We start from the raw sequence: 21,389 nt of genomic DNA, 5'->3' as shown, positions 1-21,389 counted from the left end.
GGCGGACGACGGTGCGAGGCAGGAGCGTGAGGGGCCGGATGGATCTCGTCGAGAGCGGATCGGTGGGCGGGTTCTTCGCCCTGCGGACCACCCCGCCGGAGACCGGCGGCGCCCACCTGCCGCTCGCCCGCGTCTACGCGGGCGAGGGCGGGCCCCTCACCGCGCGCGTGGACCGGGTCGCCGCCCGGCTCGGCGCCCCCGAGCGGCGGGTCGGCGCCTCCGTCGCCCACCTGGGGCTCGCGGCCCGGCTCTGGTCCACCGCGCTCGGCCCCGCCGCGCTGTACGGCCGCTTCCCCGACACGGACCCCGCCGAGCTGTACTGGGACGGAGCGCTGACCTCCCCCGACGACCTGTGGTGGGCCGGCTCCGCGACCCGCCCCGGCACCGCCGCCGACCTCCGCGCGGCCGTCCAGGAGGCCCACCTCGTCCCGCTCCACGCGGCCCTGCGCCGCGACGGCCGGATATCGCCCCGGCTGCTCTGGGGCAACGCCGGCTCCGCCCTCGCCGGCGCCCTGCGCGAACTGACCCGCTGGGCCCGCGCCCACGGCAGGCCCGACGCGGCCGACCGGGCCGCCGCCCTGGTCGCGGAGCTCCTCGACCACCCCGACCTCGCCGGTACGGTCCGGGGACCTCGGCTGCGCCGCGCCAGCTGCTGCCTCTACTACCGCTGCCCCGGCGGCGGACTGTGCGGCGACTGTGTCTTCGACCACGCCCCCCGAACGGGTTTGGAGGCGCGGCCCCCCGCTCCGTAAACTCGCCCTTTCGAAAGCCCGACGACGGCGAGAGCCCGAGAGCGGCGACACTCCGAGAGCGGCGACGCACGAGCGAACGAGGAACCCGAAGGCCATGACGGTGACCGAAGAAACCCAGGACCACGGGCCGGGCATCGACCCCGAGCGCCTGGCCGTCTGCCTCGGCGTCCTCGACGAGCTCGACAAGCTGGAGGTCGACCACCCGGACGCGATCCTCGTCCGGCGCGCCACCGCCGGGATCTACCGGACCGTGAAGCAGCGCCGCCGCCAGGAGCGCCGGGCCGCCAAGACCGCCAACGACAAGGCGGTCACCGAGGCCACGGCCACCGGCTCCGCGCAGCGCATCGACGACGAGACCGAGGGCATCCTGCCCACCTCCGTCACGGAGGAGGGCCGGATCGCGGGGATACTCCAGCGCCCCCGCTCGTGCTACGTCTGCAAGACGCGGTTCGTCGAGGTCGACTACTTCTACCACCAGCTCTGCCAGAAGTGCGCCGCCGAGAACCGGGCCAAGCGGGAGGCCCGCGCCGACCTCACCGGCAAGCGCGCGCTGCTCACCGGCGGCCGCGCCAAGATCGGCATGTACATCGCGCTGCGGCTGCTGCGCGACGGCGCCCACACCACGATCACCACCCGCTTTCCCAAGGACGCCATCCGCCGCTTCAAGGCGATGGAGGACTCCGCGGACTGGCTGCACCGCCTGGAGGTCGTCGGCATCGACCTGCGCGACCCGGCCCAGGCCGTGGCCCTCGCGGACCGCATGACCGAGGCCGGTCCGCTGGACGTCCTCATCAACAACGCGACCCAGACCGTGCGCCGGCTGCCCTCCGCGTACGCCGCCCTGGTCGAGGGCGAGGGCGCCCCGCTGCCCGCCGGCGAGCTGCCCGCCCACGACGTCATCGGCGCCTTCAACTCGGGCGCGGTGGACGGCCTCGCCGCGCTGCCCCTGGGCACGAGCGGTCTGGAGGCCCAGAAGGTCGCGGACCTCGCCCTGGTCGCGGGCAACGCCAGCATCGCCCGTCACCTCGACGGCACCGCCATCGACGCGGGCGGCCTCCTGCCGGACGTCGTCGACAGCAACACCTGGGTGCAGAGCATCGAGCAGATCTCCCCGGTGGAGCTCCTGGAGACGCAGCTCTGCAACTACACGGCGCCGTTCATCCTGATCAGCAAGTTGCGGCCGGTGATGGCCGAGGCCGCGCGCAAGGCCGCCAGCGGGCGCGCCTACGTCGTGAACGTCTCCGCGATGGAGGGCGTCTTCAGCCGCGGCTACAAGGGCGCCGGGCACCCGAACACCAACGCGGCGAAGGCCGCGATGAACATGGTGACGCGGACCAGCGGCCAGGAGATGTTCGAGACCGACGGCATCCTCATGACCTCGGTCGACACCGGCTGGATCACCGACGAGCGCCCGCACTTCGACAAGCTGCGCCTCGCCGAGGCCGGCTTCCACGCCCCGCTCGACCTGGTCGACGGTGCGGCCCGGGTCTACGACCCGGTCGTGCGCGGCGAGGCGGGCGAGGACCTGTACGGCGTGTTCCTCAAGGACTACGCCCCCGCCAACTGGTAGCCCGGCGGTCCCACCGTCCGGTGACCACGGTCATCCCTTTTCGGCAAGAGCGCCTCACCGGCCGGGTGGGGCGCTCTTTCGGCTCGTTTCACCCGAACGCGTCACACTTCCGAGCCCGGTAGAGCGCGCAGGCGCTCATTTGGTTAGTCTGATGTCCACGGTCGGCCACCAAAGGGACACACCTTCCCCACGGCCGGCCCGGGACTGGCCCGCCACCAAGGCCGCGCTCCCGCCCGACGAACGGCGCCACCGCGACCGCACGGCACTTGTCCCACAGGTACGCGACACGAAGGAGTGCGCGGTGACACCCGAACTGACCAAGCAGGAACCGCGACCGACCGAATCCACCGAGCGGCCGCGCCGGAAGGGCGAGCTGGGAAGCCTGGAGGTCTGGGCGCGCTCGGCCCCGATCCGGCTCGCGGGCTACGAGGAAGACCTCGCCGAGCCCCACATCCTGCCGGGCATCGACTGAGCCGACGCCCCTGGGTGAATTCCCCCCGGTGCCCCGGACGGAGCTCTCCGTCCGGGGCACCGGCACGTCCTCAGGGCCCGCCCGGGGGCTTCCGCAGCCGGGTGGGCGGCAGGTACTCCCGCAGCGGCGTCCGGTGCCACCACGCCCCAGTCGCGCGCAGCTCGCGCCAGGTCGTGTAGCGGTAGCGGTAGAGCCGGGCGCGGACGTGGACCGGCGGCGCGTCCGGGAACGGGTTGTGGGCGATGAGCCGCAGGGTGTCCCGGTCGCCGTCGAGCAGCCGCTCCACGAAGGGCCCGAACCACGCGCGCGCGTACCCGGGGGAGAGCGCCGCGAACCACATCAGCCAGTCGAGCCGCAGGTGGTACGGGGCGAACTGGCGCGGCAGCCGGCGCGGATCGCCCGGCTTGCCCCGGAAGCCGTACTCGCGCCAGACGGTGCCCTCGTGCGGCGCCGGGTCGTCGGTGCCCTCGACCACGATCTCGTCCCGGACCCGGCCGACCGTGCCGAACGCGCCGTAGCTGTTGACCAGGTGGAACGGGTCGTACGAGCGGTTCATCGCCTGGTGCCGGGAGAGCAGGTTGCGCACCGGGCGGTAGCTGCGGACCAGGACGAGGGCGGTCACCGCGACGACCAGGACGACGTACCAGAGCGGCGGATCCGGCAGCGGGCGGTCGCCGGTGAGCGGGGAGGCGTCCACGGCGGAGAGGGCGAGCACGACGGTGATCCAGTTCAGCCAGGCGAAGTTCCCCGAGAGCACCAGCCACAGCTGGGTGACCACCATCAGCCCCGCCGCGACCGTGGCCACCGGCTGCGGGGCGAAGAGGAAGAACGGCACGACGAGCTGGACGACGTGGTTGGCCGCCGCCTCCACCTTGTGCAGCGGTCGGGGGAGGTGGTGGAAGAACCAGCTCAGCGGCCCGGGCATCGGCTGGGTCTCGTGGTGGTGGTACAGACAGGTCAGGTCCCGCCAGCAGCGGTCGCCGCGGATCTTGATGAGCCCGGCCCCGAACTCGACCCGGAAGAGCAGCCAGCGCAGCAGCAGGAGCACCAGGACCGGCGGCCCCGTGTCGTCGTTGCCGAGGAAGACCGCCAGGAACCCGGCCTCCAGGAGCAGCGACTCCCAGCCGAAGGCGTACCAGGTCTGGCCGACGTTCACGATCGACAGGTAGAGCGCCCAGAGCACCAGCCACAGGAGCATCGAGACCGGCAGCGGCACGGCGTCCCCGGCGCCCGCCACGAGCGCGAGCGCCAGGGCGGCGCCGGCCCAGGAGACGGCCGCGAAGAGGCGGTCGGAGTAGCGCCAGTGGAAGAGCGAGGGCGTGTGGCGCGGCCGGGTCAGGCGCACGTACTCCGGCACCGGGAGCATTCCGCGCTCCCCGATCAGCGCCCGGAACTGCAGGGCGGCCGACAGGAACGCCAGGCAGTACAGCCCGGCCAGGCCGCGCTGGAAGACGATCCGGGCCGGCCAGAGGTCGGGCGCCGTGAACCATTCCATCGCCTCCAGTATCGGCCCGGGGTCACGTCCTGACGAGGCGCCGCAGGGTCCGGCCGAGCAGCCGGGCGTACGCGTGCTGGAAGACCGGGACCAGGGGACCGGCGAGCCGGGTGTACCAGACGGTCGGACGGCTGAAGGCGGTGACCGCGAACCGGACGTTGCCGTCGGGTTCGAGGGTCACGAGGAAGGACTCCTCGCCGCACTCCGGATGGCCGGCCAGGGTGCCGTACGCGAAGCCGGTGCGGTCCTTCTCGTACGCCGTCCAGATCACCGCGCAGGGGACGGCGAGCCGGAGCGGGCCGACGCCCGCCGACACCTCCACGCGGACGCCGGGGCCCGCGCGGTCGGCGTCCGCCCGGAGGCGCGCCCCGGAGGCGCGGTGCATCCGCCAGGAGGTGACGGCGGTGCCCGCCGCCGCGAAGGCGGCCCGGCCGTGGCCGACGACCGTGTCGTACCGCAGGTGGTGGTAGCCCTCGGGGAGCGCGTCGGGGGTGCGGGTGGCGCCGACCTCGCGGTAGGTCGGGCCGCCTTCGCGGCGGCGGTCGGGCCGGGAGAGGTCCTTCAGGAGGCGGGTCATGCCGGGGTCTCCGTTCGCGGGTGGGCGGGGACGGCGGGAGCGGTGGGCGCGCCGTCGGCGTGCAGGCGGCGGGCGAGCAGGGCGCAGACGGCGAAGCCGAGGGCGTTGCCCAGGCCGTGGGTCGCGGCCATCCAGGTCAGGTCGAGGTGCGGAAGGCCGGTAGCCTCGCCGAGCGCCCAGTTCAGGGCGAGCAGCATGGTGGCGACGAGGACCAGGGCCGAGACGGCGAGCAGGGCGCGGGTGGGTCCGCCGGCCGCGAGCGCGCGGCGCTCGCGCAGGGTCAGGACGGCGACCGCCGCCATGCCGGCGGTGAGGACGACGGCGCCGGCCAGCTCGGCCCAGTCGTGGACGAAGTAGCCGATCAGGACGAGCAGGGTCCCGGCGGGGACGCTGAGCGCGGCGAAGCGGGCGGTGGGGCCGTCCTCGGCGGCGCGGCAGACCAGCCCGGCGACCAGGGCGGCGGCGAAGCCCGCGAAGTGGAAGTGCGGGACGGTGAGGGCGAGGAGGTCCAGGTCGAAGCCGAAGAGCGGGTACGAGGCCCGCTCCGCGACGAGTGCCAGGCCGGCGACCGAGGGGGAGGCCAGGGCGGTCAGGACGGCGACCTCCCGAGGCCGGAGCGAGCGGGTCAGCGCCAGTCGGGCCGGCGCCTGGCAGGCGAGCGCCAGGGTGGCGAGGGCGTAGACGGCGGCGAGCCCGGCCGAGAGGCCGGAGCGGGGCAGCCAGAGGGAGAGCGCCCCGGGGGCGGCGAGCAGCGGCCAGGCGCGCCGGAGCCGGTCCAGGCCGGGGGGTCTGGGGCCGTCGAGGAGCGCGAGTCCCGTCGGGACCACCCAGAACATCCCGATCATCACGACCGGGGCCACCAGGATCGACAGCGCGGTCATGTCACCACCCCCATTTGAACGCGTTCAATCACTGGATCGAGCGTAGGGCTTTTCTTGAACGTGTTCAAGTCGCGCTCCCGGCGGGGTGACACGGTCGGCCCTCCTCCGCTTGCGGGTGCCCGCCCGCTGCGACAGACATGAGGGACTGGCCGGAACCGGGCCCCGGGCCCGGGGGAGAGAAAGTCGGGAGTACCAGGTGCGCTCACCCCTTCGCCGGACGCGGCGGATCCCCACCGCTCTCCGGGAGGAGAACCGCCTCCGGGAGGAGAACCGCCTCCGCGAGGGCGCCCGGATCGCCGGTGCCGCGGTCGTCTCCGTCCTGGCGCTCGCCGGGTGCTCCTCCGGCGGGACCGGCGGCGGAAGCGCGGGACTGCCCGTCGCGGCGCCCGCCCAGGACGTCCTCCTCCAGTCGGCCGCCGCCCCGGGACCCGATCCCTTCACCGCCTCCACCGTCCGCAACACCACCCGCCCCTCCGACCCGCCCGAGATCCCCGAGGGACGGCAGGTCCACGAGCTCACCGGTTCCACCCCCGGCCTCTACGGCGGCACCCGCGCCGTCGGCAGCTGCGACGTCGAACGGCAGGTCTCCCTCCTCACCGGGGACGCGAAGAAGGCGCGGGCCTTCGCCGAGGCCGCCGGCATCCCCGAGGCCGGCGTCGCCGACTGGCTGCGCGGCCTCACTCCGGTCGCCCTGCGCGTGGACGTCCGCGTCACCGGCCACGGCTACCGGGGCGGCCGGGCCGCCGCCCACCAGGCCGTCCTCCAGACCGGTACGGCCGTCCTCGTCGACCAGTACGGTTCCCCCCGCGTCCGCTGCGCCGGCGGCAACCCGCTCCGCGCCCCCGCCGCGGGCCGGGGCGGCGTCCACGTGGGCGTTCCCTGGGACGCCTTCGACCCCGACCACGTGGTCGTCGTCCGCCCGACCGGCACCGTCGTCACCAGCCTGGTCATCGTCAACGCCACCGACCGCACCTGGATCGAGCGCCGCACGGGCAGCGACGGCGAGGAGGACCGCAAGCCCGCCGTGGAGCCGTCCTGCGACCCCGACGCGTGCACCCTGGAGGACTCCGGGTCGGCCACGCCCGCCCCCAGCACCCCCGACCGCCCCGCCTCGCCGGAGCCCGTACCGCCGTCCCAGGACCCGCCGGCTCCGGAGGACCCGACCGGGCCCGCCCCCGACCCGTACACGGAACCGGACCCCGACCCGTACCCCGACCCCAGCACCGAGCCCCTCCCCGACCCGTTCGAGGAGCCGTCCGCCCCGCCGGACGGAGAGCTGCCGCCCGAGGAGCTCTTCCCTCCCGAGGCGGTGCCGGACCAGCCCGAGACCTTCGAGGCTTTCGAGGGCTGAATGCGACGGGTGGAGCGGATCTTCGTGGTGCGCACGGCCGGGGCTGCGCCTAGCGTGGCCCCATGAGCGCGGGCAACGGGGGCGGGGAGGCGAACGGCCCGGTCCACCGTGCGCCGCAGGGGCCGCCGGACGGGACCCCGATCCTGTCCGCGTACGGTTTCGCCTTCCGCATGGGCGGCTTCGACTGGGACCTGCTCGCCGGGACGATGGAGATGGACGACGCCGCCCTCGCCGTCTTCGACCTGGACCGCGCGGAGTACGACGGGCGCCCCGAGGGGCTGGGCGCCCGGGTCCTGCCGGACGAGGCCAGCCGTCTCGACGCCCTGGTGGCGCAGGCGCTCAAGGACGGCAGCGACCAGTACGGCGCGTACTTCCGCATCCGCCGCCGCGACGGCCGCCACCAGTGGACCCACACCCAGGGCATCGTCCACCGCGACGACACCGGCCGCCCCGTGCGCATCGTCGGCGTCCTGCGCGACGCCACCCACGAACTCACCGAGTCCGCCGCCCGGCTCGGCCTCGACGAGGGACGCCGCAAACGCGCCGGAGTCGTCGAGGGCACCACCGCCGCCCTCGCCCACGCCCGGACCGTGAAGGACGTCATCGACCTCCTCGACGACTCCCAGGCCCTCGAACACTTCGGCGCCGCCAGCCTCGTCATGGGCCTCCTGGAGGCGGGCCGCATCCATCTGGTCGCCGAGGGCCCCGAGGGCGCCTTCGTGCCCGGCACCCGCTTCACCCGCGTGGACGAGCCGTACCCGATGAGCGAGGTGATCCGCACCCTGCGCCCCCGGTTCATCGACTCGGCCCGCGACTTCTCCGACTCCTATCCGCTGCTCTGGCCGCACATCAGCGGACTCGGCATCACCGCCGCCGCCTACCTCCCGCTCATCGCCCAGGCCCGCCCGATCGGCGCGCTCGGACTGCTCTACAGCGACCGGAGCGGCTTCAGCGAGGACGAGCGGACCCTGCTCGTCGCCCTCGGCAGCAGCATCGCCCAGAGCCTCCAGCGGGCCATGCTGTACGAGCAGGAGCACGACCTCGCCGAGGGGCTCCAGCAGGCCATGCTGCCGCGCCGGATCCCGGAGGTGCCCGGCGCCCAGACGGCCGTCCGCTACCGCTCGGCCCGGCTCGGCCGGGACATCGGCGGCGACTGGTACGACGTCATCGCGCTGCCCGGCGGACGGGTCGGCGCCGTCATCGGCGACGTGCAGGGCCACGACACCCACGCCGCCGCCGTCATGGGCCAGCTCCGGATCGTGCTGCGCGCCTACGCCGCCGAGGGCCACACCCCGGCCACGGTGATGGCACGGGCCTCCGTCTTCCTGCACGAACTCGACACCGAGCGCTTCGCCACCTGCACGTACGCGGAGGTCGACCTCCGCACCGGAGTCGTCCAGCTGGTCCGCGCCGGCCACGTCGACCCGCTGCTCAGGGAGCCCGACGGCCGCTGCCGCAGACTGCCCGTGGAGGGCGGTCTCCCGCTCGGGCTCTCCGCGGAGTTCGGCCGCCTCGACTACCCCGTCACCACCCTCGAACTGGACTCCGGGCAGACCCTGCTGCTCTACACCGACGGCCTCGTGGAGAAGCCGGGCGCCGACCTCGACGAGGGCCTCCAGTGGCTCTCCTCCCTGGTCCGGCGCGGCCCCGCCGACCTCCAGGAGCTCGCCGACCACCTGTGCGACGTGGTCGCCGAGCGGGGCGGCGAGGACGACGTCGCGATCCTGCTGCTGCGCCGCCACGGCACGTACGCCGTCCCGGGGGCCGGCCGCTTCCAGCAGCACGTGGCCCAGAGCGACCCGGAGGCCCTCAGCTCGGCCCGCCACATGATCAGGGCCGCCGTCCGGGCCTGGGGCGCGGGGGAGCGCGCCGACGAGATCGAGCTGGTCGCCGACGAACTGATGACCAACGCCCTGATGCACACCGACGGCGGGGCGATCGTGACCCTGCGGGTCCTCCCCGGGCCCGTACGGCGCCTCCGGGTGGAGGTCGAGGACCGGTCCAGCGCCCTGCCCCGGCGCCGCGAGGCGGGGGAGGCGGGCGTGTCCGGCCGGGGCCTGCTCCTGGTCGACCAGCTCTCCGACGCGTGGGGCGTGGAGTCGCGGGGCGGCGGCAAGTGCGTGTGGTGCGAGTTCGTCGTGGAGAACGTCGGCCCGGAGAGCGCCGTACGGGAGAACGCCGTAGAGGGGAACGCCGGCCCGGGGGTCCCCGGGCCGGGAAGCGCCGGTCCCGAGAGCGTCGGTCCCGGGAACGTCGGCCCGGAGAGCTGAGGATGTTTCCCGGAAACCATTCGACCGAGGGTATTTACGGAGCGTTAACTGACCGCACTTGACCGTAACTGTCGGTGCACGATTGACTGCGGTCTTCCGCCCCTCCGCGCAGGACGTGAGGACACCCGTGACCACCGAGCTCCTGGCCCCGCTGGACCTGGCCTTCTGGCGCCTGGAATCCACCGCCCACCCCCTGCACCTCGGTGCCCTCGCCCACTTCGGCCCCGTGCCCGCGCCCCCCGGCGCCGAGCCGGCCGACGTCCTGGAGCTGCTCGCCCGCCGCGCCGCCGCCGTCCCCCGGCTCCGGATGCGCGTCCGCGACGTCCTGATCCCCGTCGGCGGCGCCGCCTGGAGCGCCGACCCCGACTTCGACGTGCGCCGCCACGTCCGCGAGATCACCCTCCCCGGCGTCGACTTCCCCGCCGAGACCGCCCGGCTCGCCGCCGAACTCATGGAGCGCCCCGTCGAGCGGGGCCTGCCGCCCTGGGAGATGTACCTGCTCAGCGGCGCCCCCGACGGCTCCTTCGCCGTCCTCGTCAAGCTCCACCACGCCCTCGCCGACGGCATGAGGGCCGTCGCCATCGGCGCCGGGATCTTCGACGAGATCGCCGCCGGCCGCCGCCCCCCGCGCCGCTCCCGCCCCCTGCCCCCGCACTCCCCGTCCTCCGGACTCCCCGGCCCCGGACGCCTCCTCGGCATCGCCCGGGACCGCCTCGGCGACCTCGGCCGGGCCGTCGAGGTCGGCGCCTCCGTCGTCCGCGCCAGCCGCCTCGACGGACGCCCCACCGCGGCCCTCGCCGCCCACTCCAGCGGCACCCGCCGGATCGCCACCGCCACCCTGTCCCTCGACCGCGTCCACCGGGTCCGCCGCGCCACCGGCGGCACCGCCAACGACGTCCTCCTGGCCGTCGTCGCCGGAGCCCTGCGCCGCTGGTTCGACGGACGCGGACTGCCGCTGCCCGGCGCCGACCCCAGGGCCCTCGTCCCCGTCTCGCGCCGCCGCCCCGGAGCCCCGTCCGGCCCCGGCAACAGCCTCTCCGGCTACCTCCTCGACCTGCCCGTCACCGAACCCGACCCGGCCGCCCGGCTCGCCGCCGTCCGGCGCGCTATGGACCGCAACAAGGCGGCGGGCCCCTTCCGGGGCGCCGGAGCCGTCGCCCTCCTCGCCGACCGGCTCCCCCCGCTCGCCCACCGCTTCGGCGCCCCCTTCGCCTCCGGCGCCGCCCGTCTCCTCTTCGACCTCCTGGTCACCCAGGTCCCGCTGCCCCGCTCCGCGCTCTCCCTCGGCGGCGCCCCGCTCCGCGCGCTCTTCCCCATGGCCCCGCTCGCCCGGGGCCAGTCCCTCGCCGTCGCCATGTCCCCGTACGACGGCCGGGTCCACATCGGGCTCGTCGCCGACGGCGCGGCCGTCCCCGACCTCGACGCCCTCGCCGACGCCCTCACCGCCGAACTCGACCTCCTCGACCCGCCGGAGCGGGGGGAGGAACCCGGCGCGTGACGCGCCGGGAGCCGCGAACCCGGTGCGCCCCGCCCACCCGTGCGGCAGGCTGGGACCATGCCCGAACTCCCGGAAGTGGAAGCCCTGCGCGCCTTCCTCGACGCGCACCTGGTCGGCAAGGAGATCGCCCGCGTCCTGCCCGTCGCGATCAGCGTCCTCAAGACGTACGACCCGCCCCTCGGCACCGTCGAGGGCGCCGAGGTCACCGCGGTCGGCCGGCACGGGAAGTACCTCGACCTCACCACCACCGGCACGGCGGGCGAACTCCACCTCCTGATCCACCTGGCCCGCACGGGCTGGCTCCGCTGGCAGGACCCGCTGCCCTCAGGGCCGCCGAAACCCGGCAGGGGCCCACTGGCCCTGCGCACCGCCCTCACCGGCGGCGACGGCTTCGACCTCACCGAGTTCGGCACCACCAAACGCCTCTCCGTCCACCTCGTCCACGACCCCCGCGAGGTGCCCGGCGTCGCCCGGCTCGGCCCCGACCCGCTCGCCGAGGACTTCGGCCCCGAGGAGTTCGCCGCCCTCCTCGCCGGCGAACGGCGGCAGATCAAGGGCGCCCTGCGCGACCAGCGGCTCATCGCCGGCATCGGCAACGCCTACAGCGACGAGATCCTCCACGCCGCCCGCATGTCCCCCTTCAAACCCACCGGGAACCTCACCCCCGAGGAGACCGCCGCCCTGTACGCGGCGATGCGCGCCACCCTCCGCGAGGCCGTCGAGCGCTCCCGGGGTCTCGCCGCCGGAAAGCTCAAGTCCGAGAAGAAGAGCGGCCTGCGCGTCCACGGCCGCACCGGCGCGCCCTGCCCCGTCTGCGGGGACACCGTCCGCGAGGTCTCCTTCAGCGACTCCTCCCTCCAGTACTGCCCCACCTGCCAGACCGGCGGCCGGACGCTCGCCGACCGCCGCCTCTCGCGCCTGCTCAAGTAGAGGCCCGACCGCCCTCGCCGCCCCCAGCCCCCCGCCGTCCGGACGGCCGCGCACTACACTCCGCCGCATGGTGCGCGTACTGGCCGTCGACGACGAGGAGCCCGCCCTCGGGGAACTGCTCTACCTGCTGCGCGCCGACCCGCGCGTCCGCACCGCCGAGGGCGCGGGCGACGCGACCGCCGCGCTGCGCAGGATCGGCCGCGCCCTGGAATCGGGACCCGACGGCGAGGACGCCGTCGACGTCGTCTTCCTCGACATCCACATGCCCGGCCTCACCGGCCTCGACGTCGCCCGTCTCCTCGCCGGCTTCGCCCGCCCCCCGCTCGTCGTCTTCGTCACCGCGCACGAGGGCTTCGCCCTCCAGGCCTTCGACCTGAAGGCCGTCGACTACGTCCTCAAGCCGGTGCGCCGCGAGCGCCTCGCCGAAGCCGTCCGCCGCGTCCACGAGCTGGTCCACGCCACCGCCGCGCCCGCCCCCGCCGCGCCCGAGCAGATCCCCGTCGAACTCGGCGGCGTCACCCGCTTCGTCCCCGTCGACGACATCGCCTACGTCGAGGCCCACGGCGACTACGCCCGCCTCCACACCGACCAGGGCAGCCACCTCGTCCGCATCCCGCTCTCCGCCCTGGAGGAGCGCTGGGCGGACCGGGGCTTCGTCCGCATCCACCGCAGCCACCTGGTGGCCCTCGCCCGGATCGACGAACTGCGGCTCGACGGCGGCGCCACCTCGGTCCGGGTCGGCGACACCGACCTCGCCGTCAGCCGCCGCCACGCCCGCCAGCTCCGCGACCTCCTGATGCGCCGGGCCGGCGGCTGACCCCGTACCTCCCATACCCCCGTACCTCCCATACCCCCGTACTTCCCATACCCCCGTACCTCCGTCGCCGCAGGTCTACCGCCCTCCGACCCCGCTGCGTAGACTCCACGCGTCCCGGGCGGCACCCTGCCCGCGCACCGCCCCGAAAGAACCGTCCGAGGTCGAGAGAGATGCCGGAACGGACACCGACGTCCGAGCACCACCCGCCGCGCAGAGCCCGGCGCGAGACCGTCACCTACGCCTCCGCCCACGGTGCCGACGACGCCCCGGGCCCCGCCGGGCGGCGCCCCGTCCACCCCCCGGCCCGCTCCGAGATCGACGAGCAGACCACCCTCGGCCACACCTACGTCCGCTCCCTGATGCGCAGCCAGCTCCGGGCCGCCCTCACCGCCCTCGGCGCGCTCGCCCTGCTCGTCGGCTCCCTCCCGCTCGTCCTCGCGCTGCCCGCCCCCGAGGCCCTGGTCTGGATCGCCCTCGGCGTCGGCGTGTACCCGGTCGTCTGGGGCATCGCCCACTGGTACGTCCGCCGCGCTGAGCGCAACGAACGCGACTTCACCGGCCTCGTCGAACGATGAGCCCCGCCGCGCGGACGCCCGCATGAACCAGACCCACGCGGTCGTCGCCGTCACCGCCGTCGTCCTCGCCACCGTCCTCATCGGCGCCCTCGGCCTGCGGATCTCCCGCACCACCTCCGACTTCTACGTCGCCTCGCGGACCGTCCGGCCCGGCCTCAACGCCGCCGCCATCAGCGGCGAGTACCTCTCCGCCGCCTCCTTCCTCGGCATCGCCGGACTCGTCCTCGTCCAGGGCCCCGCCATGCTCTGGTACCCGGTCGGCTACACCGCCGGCTACCTCGTCCTGCTCGTCCTCGTCGCCGCCCCGCTGCGCCGCTCCGGCGCGTACACCCTCTCCGACTTCGCCGAGGCCCGCCTCGAATCCCGGCGGGCCCGGCGGCTCGCCAGCCTCTTCGTCGTCGGCATCGGCTGGCTCTACCTGCTGCCGCAGCTCCAGGGCGCCGGCCTCACCCTGGAGATCCTCACCGGCGCCCCCGACTGGGTCGGCGGCCTGCTCGTCGCCCTCGTCGTCACGGGGACGGTCGCCGCCGGCGGGATGCGCAGCATCACCTTCGTCCAGGCCTTCCAGTACTGGCTGAAGCTGACCGCCCTGCTCGTGCCCGCCCTCTTCCTGCTCGCCGCCTGGCACGGGGACGGGGCGCCCCGTGCCCGCTTCGACGCCCCCGCCGTGCTGCGCGGCCACACCGTCGTCCGGGTCGCCGACACGGTACGGATCGGGCTCGACGCCCCGCTGACCGTCACCGTCACCGGCCGCGTCGACTCCGTCCCGTACACCGGACGGACCCTCACCCTCGGCCCCGGCACCCACCACGTCCTCGGCGGCACCACGCTCGCCTTCGCCCCGGGCACGCCCCTGCCCGAGCGGCTGGCCGGCGGCACCGACCCCCTCGGCTGGTCGCAGCCGCTGGCCGGCGGGCGCGACGGACACCAGCTGTACGCCACGTACGGACTGATCCTCGCGACCTTCCTCGGCACCATGGGCCTGCCGCACGTCGCCGTCCGCTTCTACACCAGCCCGCACGGCCGCGCCGCCCGCCGCACCACCCTCGTCGTCCTCGGGCTCGTCGGCGCCTTCTACCTCCTCCCGCCGCTCTACGGCTTCCTCGGCCGGATCTACGCCCCCGAGCTCGCCCTCACCGGCTCCGCCGACGCCGCCGTCCTCGTCCTGCCCGACCGGATCCTCGGCGGGCTCCCCGGCGACCTGCTCGGGGCGCTCCTCGCGGGCGGCGCCTTCGCGGCCTTCCTCTCCACCGCCTCCGGGCTCACCATGTCCGTCGCCGGGGTCCTCACCCAGGACGTGCTGCCCTCCCGGGGCGTCCGGCACTTCCGGCTCGCGACCCTGCTCGCCACCGCCGTCCCGCTCGGCGTCGGGGTGGTCGCCTCCAAGGTGCCGGTCGCCGACGCCGTCGGCCTCGCCTTCGCGGTCTCCGCCTCCTCCTTCTGCCCGCTGCTCGTCCTCGGCATCTGGTGGCGGCGGCTCACCCCGCCCGGCGCGATGGCCGGACTCCTGCTCGGCGGCGGCTCCGCCCTCGCCGCCGTCATGGCCACCCGGGCCGGACTCGCCCCCGGCGGCTGGCCGCACACCCTGATGGCCTGGCCCGCCGTCTGGTCGGTCCCGCTCGGCTTCCTCACCATGGTCCTCGTCTCCCTCGCCACCCCCCGCCGGATCCCGCCCGGCACCCCGGCGCTGCTCGCCCGCCTCCACCTCCCGGAGGAGATCACCGGAGCCGTACCCGCCCAGGAGGGCCGCCCGGACCTCCGCCCCGATTCCCGCCCGGGAGCGCGCCGATGAGCGGCATCGCCCTCGCCGCCGCGGCCGCCGCCGGGGCCGTGCTGCTCGCCGCGGGCTTCGTCCTCGGCCGGTTCGCCGCCCGGCGCGGGGGCCGGGACGCCGACCCCGACCTCGGCACGCCCGTCGAGCGGGCCACCTTCCACACCCTGCACACCGCCTCACTCGCCGCGCCCCCGCTGCGCGCCGGACTCACCGAGGAGACCGCCCGCAGGGCCGCCCGCACGCTCCGCTCGCTGCTCGGCACCGAGGCGCTCTGCCTCACCGACCGGGGCGCGGTCCTCGCCTGGGACGGCCCCGGCGAGGACCACCACCGCGCGCACGTCCCCGCGCAGGCCGCCGAGACCCTGGAGACCGGCCGCAGCCGCTCCGCCGACTCCGGCTGCGCCGACCCGGCCTGCCCGCTGCGCTGGGCGGTGATCGCCCCGCTCACCGGCGAGGACGGCGTCCTCGGCGCGCTCGTCGCCTACGGCTCGCGGGAGTCCGCCGTCCTGGTGCGGGCCGCGACCGAGGTGGCCCGCTGGGTCTCCGTCCAGCTGGAGCTGGCCGAGCTCGACCGCTCGCGCACCCGGATCGTGGAGGCGGAGATCAGGGCCCTGCGCGCCCAGATCTCCCCGCACTTCATCTTCAACTCCCTGGCCGCCATCGCCTCGTTCGTCCGCACCGACCCCGAGCGCGCCAGGGAACTCCTCCTGGAGTTCGCCGACTTCACCCGCTACTCCTTCCGCAGGCACGGCGAGTTCGCCCAGCTCGCCGACGAACTGCGCTCCATCGAGCAGTACTTGGCGCTCGCCGGGGCACGCTTCGGAGACCGGCTCAAGGTGACCCTCCAGATCGCGCCCGAGGTGCTGCCGGTGGCCCTGCCGTTCCTCTGCCTCCAGCCGCTGGTGGAGAACGCGGTCAAGCACGGCCTCCAGGACCGCGAGAAGGGCTGCCGGGTCGTCATCGCGGCCCGGGACGCGGGCGCCGAGGCCGTGGTGACCGTCGAGGACGACGGCATCGGCATGGACCCGGAGCTGCTGCGCGCCGTCCTGCGCGGGGAGCACCCGGCGGGCGCCGGCATCGGCCTCTCCAACGTGGACGAGCGGCTGCGCCAGGTGTACGGGACGGAGTACGGCCTCGTCATCGAGACGGGCGTCGGCGCCGGGATGAAGGTGACGGTGCGGATCCCCAAGTACCGCCCGGGGGTGCACCCTTCGGCCCCGTGAGCACCCGGCCGGGCGTCCCCGGGGGGCCTCGGCCGTACATCCCCGTGAGCCCCGGCCCGCCGTCCCGGTCAGCGCAGGTGCAGTGAGAGGTGCGCGAGCGGCAGGCCCAGCTTCCAGGCGGGCAGCCAGATCTGCTCGGCCTCGTCGACCGGGCACCCCGCGTCGCCGTCCGCCCGGCCGTCGAGGTCGGCGGCGCGGATCCAGGTGTCCCGCAGCCGCCGCCACGCGGTCTCCGCGAGGGCCAGGTCGGGCCCCTCGCCGCCGGCCGCCCGCCGCCCGGCCAGCCGCTCCTCGACCCAGGGCGGCCAGGGGCGGTCGTACGCCGTGTGCCGCAGCCACTCGTCGATCCGGCCCGCGGGCGGCCGGTCCGGGTCCTCCGCGAGGTGGACGGTGAGGGTCAGGGCCTGGAGGCCCGCCCGGTACTCCAGCGAGCCGGGCGCCACGAGCGCGGCGGCCCGCAGCACCTCATCGGCCAGGTACTCGGCGCACAGCCAGGCCATCGGGACGGCGAGGCCGCCGCCGCTCGTGCCGCCGGCGCCGTTCGTGCTCTCGGGCCGCAACGCTCCCACCTTCTCCCGGACATGACCGCGCGTGAGGGGCCGTGTGAGGGGCCCGGACGACGGGGCCCGGGGAAGAGCCTCCTCCGTACGGGGCGCCCGCGGGTCCCGCTTTGCTCAACTCGCCCGCGCGGTTTCGGATACGTTTTCCGGCCGGATCGGTACGGGTGGGATTCCTGGTGCCGGGGGTGACGCGGGGGACGCCGGAGGCGGTCCGCGGCCGGGATCAGCGCCCCGACGACAGCGCGAGGCCCCGGCGCGGCCGGTAGCCGGGCAGGGACCGGCCGAGCTGCCGCAGGGCGTAGTGGGAGCGGGACTTGACGGTCCCGGCGGGGATGCCGAGCTCCACGGCGGCCTCGTTGACGGTGAGCCCGTGGAAGTAGAGCCGGACGAGCACCGCCCGGTGCTCGGGGCTCAGTCCCCGGACGGCCGCCCGCACGTCGAGCGCGGCCTCGGCGGACGCGGTGGCGTCGGCGGGGTCGGGCGTCACGGCGAGGACGCCGTCACCGACCTCGGCGGGCCGGGCGAGGCGCGAGCGGCGGGCGTCGATGGCCAGGCGGCGGGCCACGGTGAAGAGCCAGGGGCGCATGGAGTCGTAGGGGCCGTCGAAGGCCTCGGGGTGCTGCCAGGCCCGTACGAGGGTCTCCTGGGCGAGGTCCTCGGCCCGCTGCCGGTCTCCGTAGGTGAGGCCGAGCAGGAAGGAGAGCAGCGCGGGGCCGTGGTCCCGCTGCAACTCCTCCAGGGTCCGTTCGTCGGTCGTCGCCGTCGTCATGCTGCCCACCTCTCCCGCGGCTCGTCGTCGGCCCGTATACGAACGCATCCGGACGGCGAGGGACAGGGAACGGACATCGGTCTGCGACGAACGGTCGCACCGAGCGGCGAATGGTACGGCGAACGGTCGGTCGGAGTCGCTGCGTCCGTTTCAGCGGGGTTCGTGGCGCGGTGCGGCCCCGACCCTTGACTGCGGCTTCGCCACGGGATCAATTCGTCAGAACAGATGTTCATCACATGATTCGGGCGGAGTGCCGCACATGACCTCACGCACCAGGCCCGCGGGAACGGCGGCCCTCGCCGCCGTCCTGCTCGCGGCGGCGACCGGCTGCACCGGCGGGAGCTACGGGAGCGGTCCGGAGGTCGGCGCCGCCACTCCGAAGACCAGCGCCCCCGGGGCCGCCGGACGGCCCTCCGCCGCCCCCGGCGCGGCCTCCGCGCCCGCCGGATTCACCCTGGTGGCCTCCGGGGACGTCCTCCCGCACGACTCCGTCATCCGCAAGGCGGCCGAGGACGCCGCGGGCGACGGCTACGACTTCCGCCCCATGCTCTCCGGCGTGAAGCCCGTCGTCTCCGGCGCCGACCTCGCCCTCTGCCACATGGAGACCGTGTACGGGAAGAAGGGCGGGCCCTACACCGGCTACCCCGCCTTCAAGTCCCCGCCCGAGGTCGCCGCCGGACTCAAGGAGACCGGGTACGACTCCTGCTCCACCGCCTCCAACCACACCCTCGACGACGGGGCGGCGGGCCTCGGCCGGACCCTCGACGCCCTGGACGAGGCGGGCATCCGCCACGCCGGATCGGCCCGCACGGCCGAGGAGGCGGCGCGCCCCACCCTGATGAAGGCGGGCGGCGCCACCGTCGCCCAGCTCGCCTACACCTACGACACCAACGGCTACCCGATGCCCCAGGGGCGGCCCTGGGCGGTCCGGCTGCTCGACGAGCGGCGGGTGATCGCCGACGCCCGCGCGGCCCGCGCGGCCGGTGCCGACGTGGTCGTGGTCAGCGTCCACTGGGGCACCGAGTGGCAGACCGAGCCGGACGAGCGGCAGCTCTCCCTCGGCCGGACGCTGACCGCCTCGCACACCGGCGGACGCCCGGACGTCGACCTGGTCCTCGGCACCCACGCCCACGTCCCGCAGGCCTACGAGAAGGTCAACGGCACCTGGGTGGTCTACGGGATGGGCGACCAGATCGCCGGCGACATGATCAACCACCAGGGCGTCCACGACCCGCGCGGCAACCAGGGCAGCATCGGCCGCTTCACCTTCGCCCCGCCCCGCACCCCCGGCGGCCGCTGGGAGGTCACCCGGGCCGAGTTCGTCCCCCAGTGGTTCGACACCGGGCGCGGCCGGGTGGTCAACCTCGGCGCCGACGCCGGCGCGGACCCGCGCCTGACCGCGATCCGCGACACGATCCGGCAGGTGGTGCTCAGCCGGGGCGCGGCAGCGGACGGCCTCGTGATGGGCGAGTAGGCGGTACGGGGGAGGGGCGCAGGTCAGGGCACCACGGTGACCGGCCAGCGGCCCGCCCTCACCAGGCGGACGGCCACCGAGCCGACGAACCGGTGGCCCGCCGACTCCGAGACGCCCACCACCACGGCGTCCGCCGTCAGCTCCTCCGCCGCCCGGACCAGACCCGCGTAGGCGTCGCCCCGGAAGGTGCGGAACTCCCACCGCACCCGCCACAGGTCCTTCACCCTCTCCGCCGACGCGCGGATCTCCTCGGCGAGCGCCTCGGCGATCTCCTCCGTCACGCCCGCTACCGGAGCGCCGAGCGCGGCGCCCGCCGGAAGCAGCGGCTGCACGTACACGAGCGCCAGCAGGGCGTTCTGTCGCCGGGCGAGCCCCGCCGCGTACGCCGCGGCGCGCAGGGAGGAGGCGGAGCCGTCCACCCCGGCCATGATCACTTTCGGGCCGTCGGTGCCCCGCTCGAACCGGTGGGCCTGCTGTTCGGTCACCCTTCGAGGTTATCCGCCCAACGGGTGCTTTCGGACGGGTGGCCGGTGTCGCTGAGCTGCGCGGACCCTCATCCGTACGAACCATTGGTCATGAAAAAGGATCAGATGCCCAGCGGGCGTCGAGCGGTGCTGCGCCTCGCCGCCGCGCTCGGCGCCACCGCCACCGTCGGAGTCCTCGCCGCCGACCGGCTCGCCGCGCCCGACCGGGCCACCGGCGCCGCCCCCGCGCCCCGGCACACCCCGGGGACCGGGGCGGGTCCGGGGGCGGCGGGACCGGCCGCCGGTCCGGGGGCGAAGGCCGCCCGGCTGAACCCGAACGCGTACCGCCTCCGGCCGATGACCGCCGACGCGCCCCCGGCGCACCGGCGCGCGCTGCCGCCCGTGCGGCAGCGGCCCTTCCTCAGCGTCGCCGGGGCCGGCCGCTCGATGGTGCTGACCTTCGACGACGGCCCCGACCCCCGCTACACCCCCGGCATCCTCGACACCCTGCGCCGTCACGACTGCCGGGCGATGTTCTTCGTCTGCGGCGAGATGGCCGTCGAGAACCAGGACCTGCTGCGGCGGATGGCCGCCGAGGGCCACGTCGTCGGCAACCACTCCTGGTCCCACCCCCTGATCCCCAAGCTGCGGCCCTCCCGCATCCGCGACGAGCTGGGCTCCACCAGCGAGGTCGTCGAGCGGGCCCTCGGCACGGCCCCGCTCTGGTACCGCGCCCCCTACGGGGCCTGGAACCGGCACTCCTTCGAGATCGGCGCCGAACTCGGCATGGAGCCGCTCGCCTGGACCGTCGACACCCTGGACTGGAAGGAGCCCGGCACCGACTCCATCGTCCGCCGCGTCCTCGACGGCGCGGCCCCCGGCGTCGTCGTTCTCAACCACGACGCGGGCGGCGACCGCTCCCAGAGCGTGGCCGCGCTCCGCCGCTACCTGCCCGCGCTCCTCGACGCCGGGTACCACATCACCGTTCCCCGGCGCTGACCGCCCGTCACGGCGGAGGGCCCGGCACCTGGGGTGCCGGGCCCTCCGCCGATGACGCCGGGTCAGCGGGAGCCGACCATCCGGGCGTAGACGACGACGTTCCCGTCGTACCCCCGCGCGCGCGTGTACCCGCCGCCGCAGGTGATGACCCGCAGCTCCGGCGCGCCCGTGTCGGCGTAGACCTGCACGCCGGGGAAGTCGTCCTTCGCGTACACCTCGACGCCGTAGATCTCGAAGACCGCGACCCGGCCGTCGTACCGCTCGACCTCGATGTGCTGGCCCTTCTCCAGGGAGCCGAGGCCGTAGAAGACCGCCGGTCCCTGGGTGTTGTCGACGTGGCCGACGACGACCGAAGTCCCGCGCTGGCCGGGGGAGATGCCGTTCTGGTACCAGCCGGCGAGATTGGCGTCCTGGGGCGGGGGCGCCGCCACCCAGCCGTCCGCGTCCAGGCCCACGTCCATGATCGGGGCCGCGACCCGGATCGCCGGGATCTTGATCCGGGAGGCCGGGGCGAAGGGCAGCGGCTCCAGGCCCGTGGCCGAGGAGGGGGCCGCCGGGGCGGTCGGGAACGCCGCCGGCCGGGCCGCCGCGGCGGGTTGCGGCGGCCCGGAGGTGACGTCCACCCCGTTGCGCATCATCGCGAGCCCGGACAGCATGGCGAGGGCCAGGACACCCCAGGGTTGGAGTCTCCTGCGCTCGGAGACGCGGAAGTCCTTCGGGGGCATGGTTCTCCCTTCGTGGCGTCGTCAGAACGGTAAGGGCGGTCCGCCGGTCCGTCGCGCCGGACGGTCCGAACGGGTGGGGGCCGCCCCCGGACGGGCGCCGGGAAGGGATTTCGCAGTACGCCGGGACGGGTCCGCCGAGCACGCGGGAACGGGTCCGCCGAGTGCGTCGGGGCGGCCTCGCGGAGGCCGCCGGACGGACGGTGGGCGAACGGC

Annotated in this window: 20 protein-coding genes; 13 read left to right on the top strand and 7 right to left on the bottom strand. The window is 75.2% G+C overall.

Going from position 1 to position 21,389, the window contains the following annotated elements; translation table 11 throughout:
• Positions 1 to 38 precede the first annotated feature (38 nt).
• The 3 genes from ACIQD7_RS00480 (at position 39) to ACIQD7_RS00470 (ending at position 2,794) form a co-directional block, all read left to right on the top strand.
• On the top strand, positions 39 to 752 hold the full coding sequence (locus tag ACIQD7_RS00480) for a (2Fe-2S)-binding protein (RefSeq protein WP_402437992.1): 714 nt from the start codon (positions 39 to 41) through the stop codon (positions 750 to 752).
• A gap of 94 nt (positions 753 to 846) precedes the next feature.
• Positions 847 to 2,322, top strand: coding sequence for an SDR family NAD(P)-dependent oxidoreductase (locus ACIQD7_RS00475; protein WP_121827821.1), 1,476 nt, complete (start codon positions 847 to 849; stop codon positions 2,320 to 2,322).
• A gap of 301 nt (positions 2,323 to 2,623) precedes the next feature.
• On the top strand, positions 2,624 to 2,794 hold the full coding sequence (locus tag ACIQD7_RS00470; RefSeq protein WP_163013712.1) for a hypothetical protein: 171 nt from the start codon (positions 2,624 to 2,626) through the stop codon (positions 2,792 to 2,794).
• Between the two features lie 70 nt (positions 2,795 to 2,864).
• On the opposite strand, the gene ACIQD7_RS00465 is transcribed toward ACIQD7_RS00470, so the two are convergent.
• From ACIQD7_RS00465 to ACIQD7_RS00455, 3 genes are read right to left on the bottom strand one after another with little or no spacing between them, the layout of a single operon-like run.
• Positions 2,865 to 4,289, bottom strand: a complete 1,425-nt coding sequence (locus ACIQD7_RS00465) for a lipase maturation factor family protein (protein ID WP_402437987.1) — start codon at positions 4,287 to 4,289, stop codon at positions 2,865 to 2,867.
• A gap of 22 nt (positions 4,290 to 4,311) precedes the next feature.
• On the bottom strand, positions 4,312 to 4,866 hold the full coding sequence (locus ACIQD7_RS00460; protein WP_402437985.1) for a DUF1990 family protein: 555 nt from the start codon (positions 4,864 to 4,866) through the stop codon (positions 4,312 to 4,314).
• Positions 4,863 to 5,738 (bottom strand): YndJ family protein, encoded by an 876-nt coding sequence (locus tag ACIQD7_RS00455; protein ID WP_402439656.1) that lies wholly within the window; start codon positions 5,736 to 5,738, stop codon positions 4,863 to 4,865. The genes ACIQD7_RS00460 and ACIQD7_RS00455 overlap by 4 nt, the downstream gene beginning before the upstream one ends.
• 205 nt (positions 5,739 to 5,943) lie before the next feature.
• Between ACIQD7_RS00455 and ACIQD7_RS00450 the strand changes: the two genes are divergently transcribed.
• The 8 genes from ACIQD7_RS00450 (at position 5,944) to ACIQD7_RS00415 (ending at position 16,185) form a co-directional block, all read left to right on the top strand.
• Positions 5,944 to 7,098 carry a DUF6777 domain-containing protein gene (locus ACIQD7_RS00450; protein WP_402437982.1) on the top strand — a complete coding sequence of 385 codons (1,155 nt, stop codon included), beginning with the start codon at positions 5,944 to 5,946 and terminating at the stop codon, positions 7,096 to 7,098.
• A 170-nt stretch (positions 7,099 to 7,268) separates the two neighbouring features.
• The gene (locus tag ACIQD7_RS00445; RefSeq protein ID WP_402439654.1) at positions 7,269 to 9,368 is read left to right on the top strand and encodes a SpoIIE family protein phosphatase; all 2,100 of its coding nucleotides are present in this window, start codon (positions 7,269 to 7,271) and stop codon (positions 9,366 to 9,368) included.
• 127 nt (positions 9,369 to 9,495) lie between these two features.
• Positions 9,496 to 10,866: a wax ester/triacylglycerol synthase family O-acyltransferase gene (locus ACIQD7_RS00440; protein WP_402437979.1), complete on the top strand. Its 1,371-nt coding sequence runs from the start codon at positions 9,496 to 9,498 to the stop codon at positions 10,864 to 10,866.
• A 57-nt stretch (positions 10,867 to 10,923) separates the two neighbouring features.
• Positions 10,924 to 11,796: an Fpg/Nei family DNA glycosylase gene (locus ACIQD7_RS00435; RefSeq protein ID WP_402437976.1), complete on the top strand. Its 873-nt coding sequence runs from the start codon at positions 10,924 to 10,926 to the stop codon at positions 11,794 to 11,796.
• A gap of 67 nt (positions 11,797 to 11,863) precedes the next feature.
• Complete coding sequence (locus tag ACIQD7_RS00430; RefSeq protein WP_351972118.1) at positions 11,864 to 12,613, top strand: LytTR family DNA-binding domain-containing protein; 750 nt, start codon at positions 11,864 to 11,866, stop codon at positions 12,611 to 12,613.
• A 170-nt stretch (positions 12,614 to 12,783) separates the two neighbouring features.
• A complete protein-coding gene (locus tag ACIQD7_RS00425) occupies positions 12,784 to 13,188 on the top strand; it encodes a hypothetical protein (RefSeq protein WP_402437973.1) in 405 nt (134 codons plus the stop codon).
• Between the two features lie 22 nt (positions 13,189 to 13,210).
• Positions 13,211 to 14,980 (top strand): cation acetate symporter, encoded by a 1,770-nt coding sequence (locus ACIQD7_RS00420; protein ID WP_402437970.1) that lies wholly within the window; start codon positions 13,211 to 13,213, stop codon positions 14,978 to 14,980.
• Positions 14,977 to 16,185, top strand: coding sequence for a histidine kinase (locus ACIQD7_RS00415; RefSeq protein WP_121827813.1), 1,209 nt, complete (start codon positions 14,977 to 14,979; stop codon positions 16,183 to 16,185). Before ACIQD7_RS00420 ends, ACIQD7_RS00415 begins: the two co-directional genes overlap by 4 nt.
• A 68-nt stretch (positions 16,186 to 16,253) precedes the next feature.
• Here ACIQD7_RS00415 and ACIQD7_RS00410 read toward each other — a convergent pair whose 3' ends face one another.
• Both ACIQD7_RS00410 and ACIQD7_RS00405 read right to left on the bottom strand, forming a co-directional pair.
• Complete coding sequence (locus tag ACIQD7_RS00410) at positions 16,254 to 16,754, bottom strand: hypothetical protein (RefSeq protein WP_402437967.1); 501 nt, start codon at positions 16,752 to 16,754, stop codon at positions 16,254 to 16,256.
• A 214-nt stretch (positions 16,755 to 16,968) separates the two neighbouring features.
• Positions 16,969 to 17,514, bottom strand: coding sequence for a sigma-70 family RNA polymerase sigma factor (locus ACIQD7_RS00405; protein ID WP_121827811.1), 546 nt, complete (start codon positions 17,512 to 17,514; stop codon positions 16,969 to 16,971).
• Between the two features lie 259 nt (positions 17,515 to 17,773).
• Here ACIQD7_RS00405 and ACIQD7_RS00400 point away from each other — a divergent pair, with 259 nt between their 5' ends.
• Positions 17,774 to 18,988 (top strand): CapA family protein, encoded by a 1,215-nt coding sequence (locus tag ACIQD7_RS00400; protein WP_402437963.1) that lies wholly within the window; start codon positions 17,774 to 17,776, stop codon positions 18,986 to 18,988.
• A gap of 23 nt (positions 18,989 to 19,011) precedes the next feature.
• Here the strand turns inward: ACIQD7_RS00400 and ACIQD7_RS00395 are convergent, their stop codons facing one another.
• Positions 19,012 to 19,473, bottom strand: a complete 462-nt coding sequence (locus ACIQD7_RS00395) for a universal stress protein (protein ID WP_121827809.1) — start codon at positions 19,471 to 19,473, stop codon at positions 19,012 to 19,014.
• Positions 19,474 to 19,578: 105 nt separating this feature from the next.
• Here ACIQD7_RS00395 and ACIQD7_RS00390 point away from each other — a divergent pair, with 105 nt between their 5' ends.
• Complete coding sequence (locus ACIQD7_RS00390) at positions 19,579 to 20,451, top strand: polysaccharide deacetylase family protein (RefSeq protein ID WP_402437959.1); 873 nt, start codon at positions 19,579 to 19,581, stop codon at positions 20,449 to 20,451.
• Positions 20,452 to 20,513: 62 nt separating this feature from the next.
• On the opposite strand, the gene ACIQD7_RS00385 is transcribed toward ACIQD7_RS00390, so the two are convergent.
• A complete protein-coding gene (locus ACIQD7_RS00385) occupies positions 20,514 to 21,176 on the bottom strand; it encodes a class F sortase (protein WP_402437956.1) in 663 nt (220 codons plus the stop codon).
• Between the last annotated feature and the right edge of the window lie 213 nt (positions 21,177 to 21,389).

The organism is Streptomyces sp. NPDC093071 (assembly GCF_044754545.1).
Taxonomy (GTDB): Bacteria; Actinomycetota; Actinomycetes; order Streptomycetales; family Streptomycetaceae; genus Streptomyces.
This window is presented reverse-complemented; position numbering and strand designations above follow the sequence as displayed.

Bases quoted from the DNA above. Each gene is read 5' to 3' on its own strand.
- ACIQD7_RS00480 (WP_402437992.1), top strand. From the start codon at position 39: ATGGATCTCGTCGAGAGCGGATCGGTGGGCGGGTTCTTCGCCCTGCGG.
- ACIQD7_RS00475 (WP_121827821.1), top strand. From the start codon at position 847: ATGACGGTGACCGAAGAAACCCAGGACCACGGGCCGGGCATCGACCCC.
- ACIQD7_RS00465 (WP_402437987.1), bottom strand. From the start codon at position 4,289: ATGGAATGGTTCACGGCGCCCGACCTCTGGCCGGCCCGGATCGTCTTC.
- ACIQD7_RS00460 (WP_402437985.1), bottom strand. From the start codon at position 4,866: ATGACCCGCCTCCTGAAGGACCTCTCCCGGCCCGACCGCCGCCGCGAA.
- ACIQD7_RS00445 (WP_402439654.1), top strand. From the start codon at position 7,269: ATGGGCGGCTTCGACTGGGACCTGCTCGCCGGGACGATGGAGATGGAC.
- ACIQD7_RS00435 (WP_402437976.1), top strand. From the start codon at position 10,924: ATGCCCGAACTCCCGGAAGTGGAAGCCCTGCGCGCCTTCCTCGACGCG.
- ACIQD7_RS00430 (WP_351972118.1), top strand. From the start codon at position 11,864: ATGGTGCGCGTACTGGCCGTCGACGACGAGGAGCCCGCCCTCGGGGAA.
- ACIQD7_RS00425 (WP_402437973.1), top strand. From the start codon at position 12,784: ATGCCGGAACGGACACCGACGTCCGAGCACCACCCGCCGCGCAGAGCC.
- ACIQD7_RS00420 (WP_402437970.1), top strand. From the start codon at position 13,211: ATGAACCAGACCCACGCGGTCGTCGCCGTCACCGCCGTCGTCCTCGCC.
- ACIQD7_RS00415 (WP_121827813.1), top strand. From the start codon at position 14,977: ATGAGCGGCATCGCCCTCGCCGCCGCGGCCGCCGCCGGGGCCGTGCTG.
- ACIQD7_RS00405 (WP_121827811.1), bottom strand. From the start codon at position 17,514: ATGACGACGGCGACGACCGACGAACGGACCCTGGAGGAGTTGCAGCGG.
- ACIQD7_RS00400 (WP_402437963.1), top strand. From the start codon at position 17,774: ATGACCTCACGCACCAGGCCCGCGGGAACGGCGGCCCTCGCCGCCGTC.
- ACIQD7_RS00390 (WP_402437959.1), top strand. From the start codon at position 19,579: ATGCCCAGCGGGCGTCGAGCGGTGCTGCGCCTCGCCGCCGCGCTCGGC.
- ACIQD7_RS00385 (WP_402437956.1), bottom strand. From the start codon at position 21,176: ATGCCCCCGAAGGACTTCCGCGTCTCCGAGCGCAGGAGACTCCAACCC.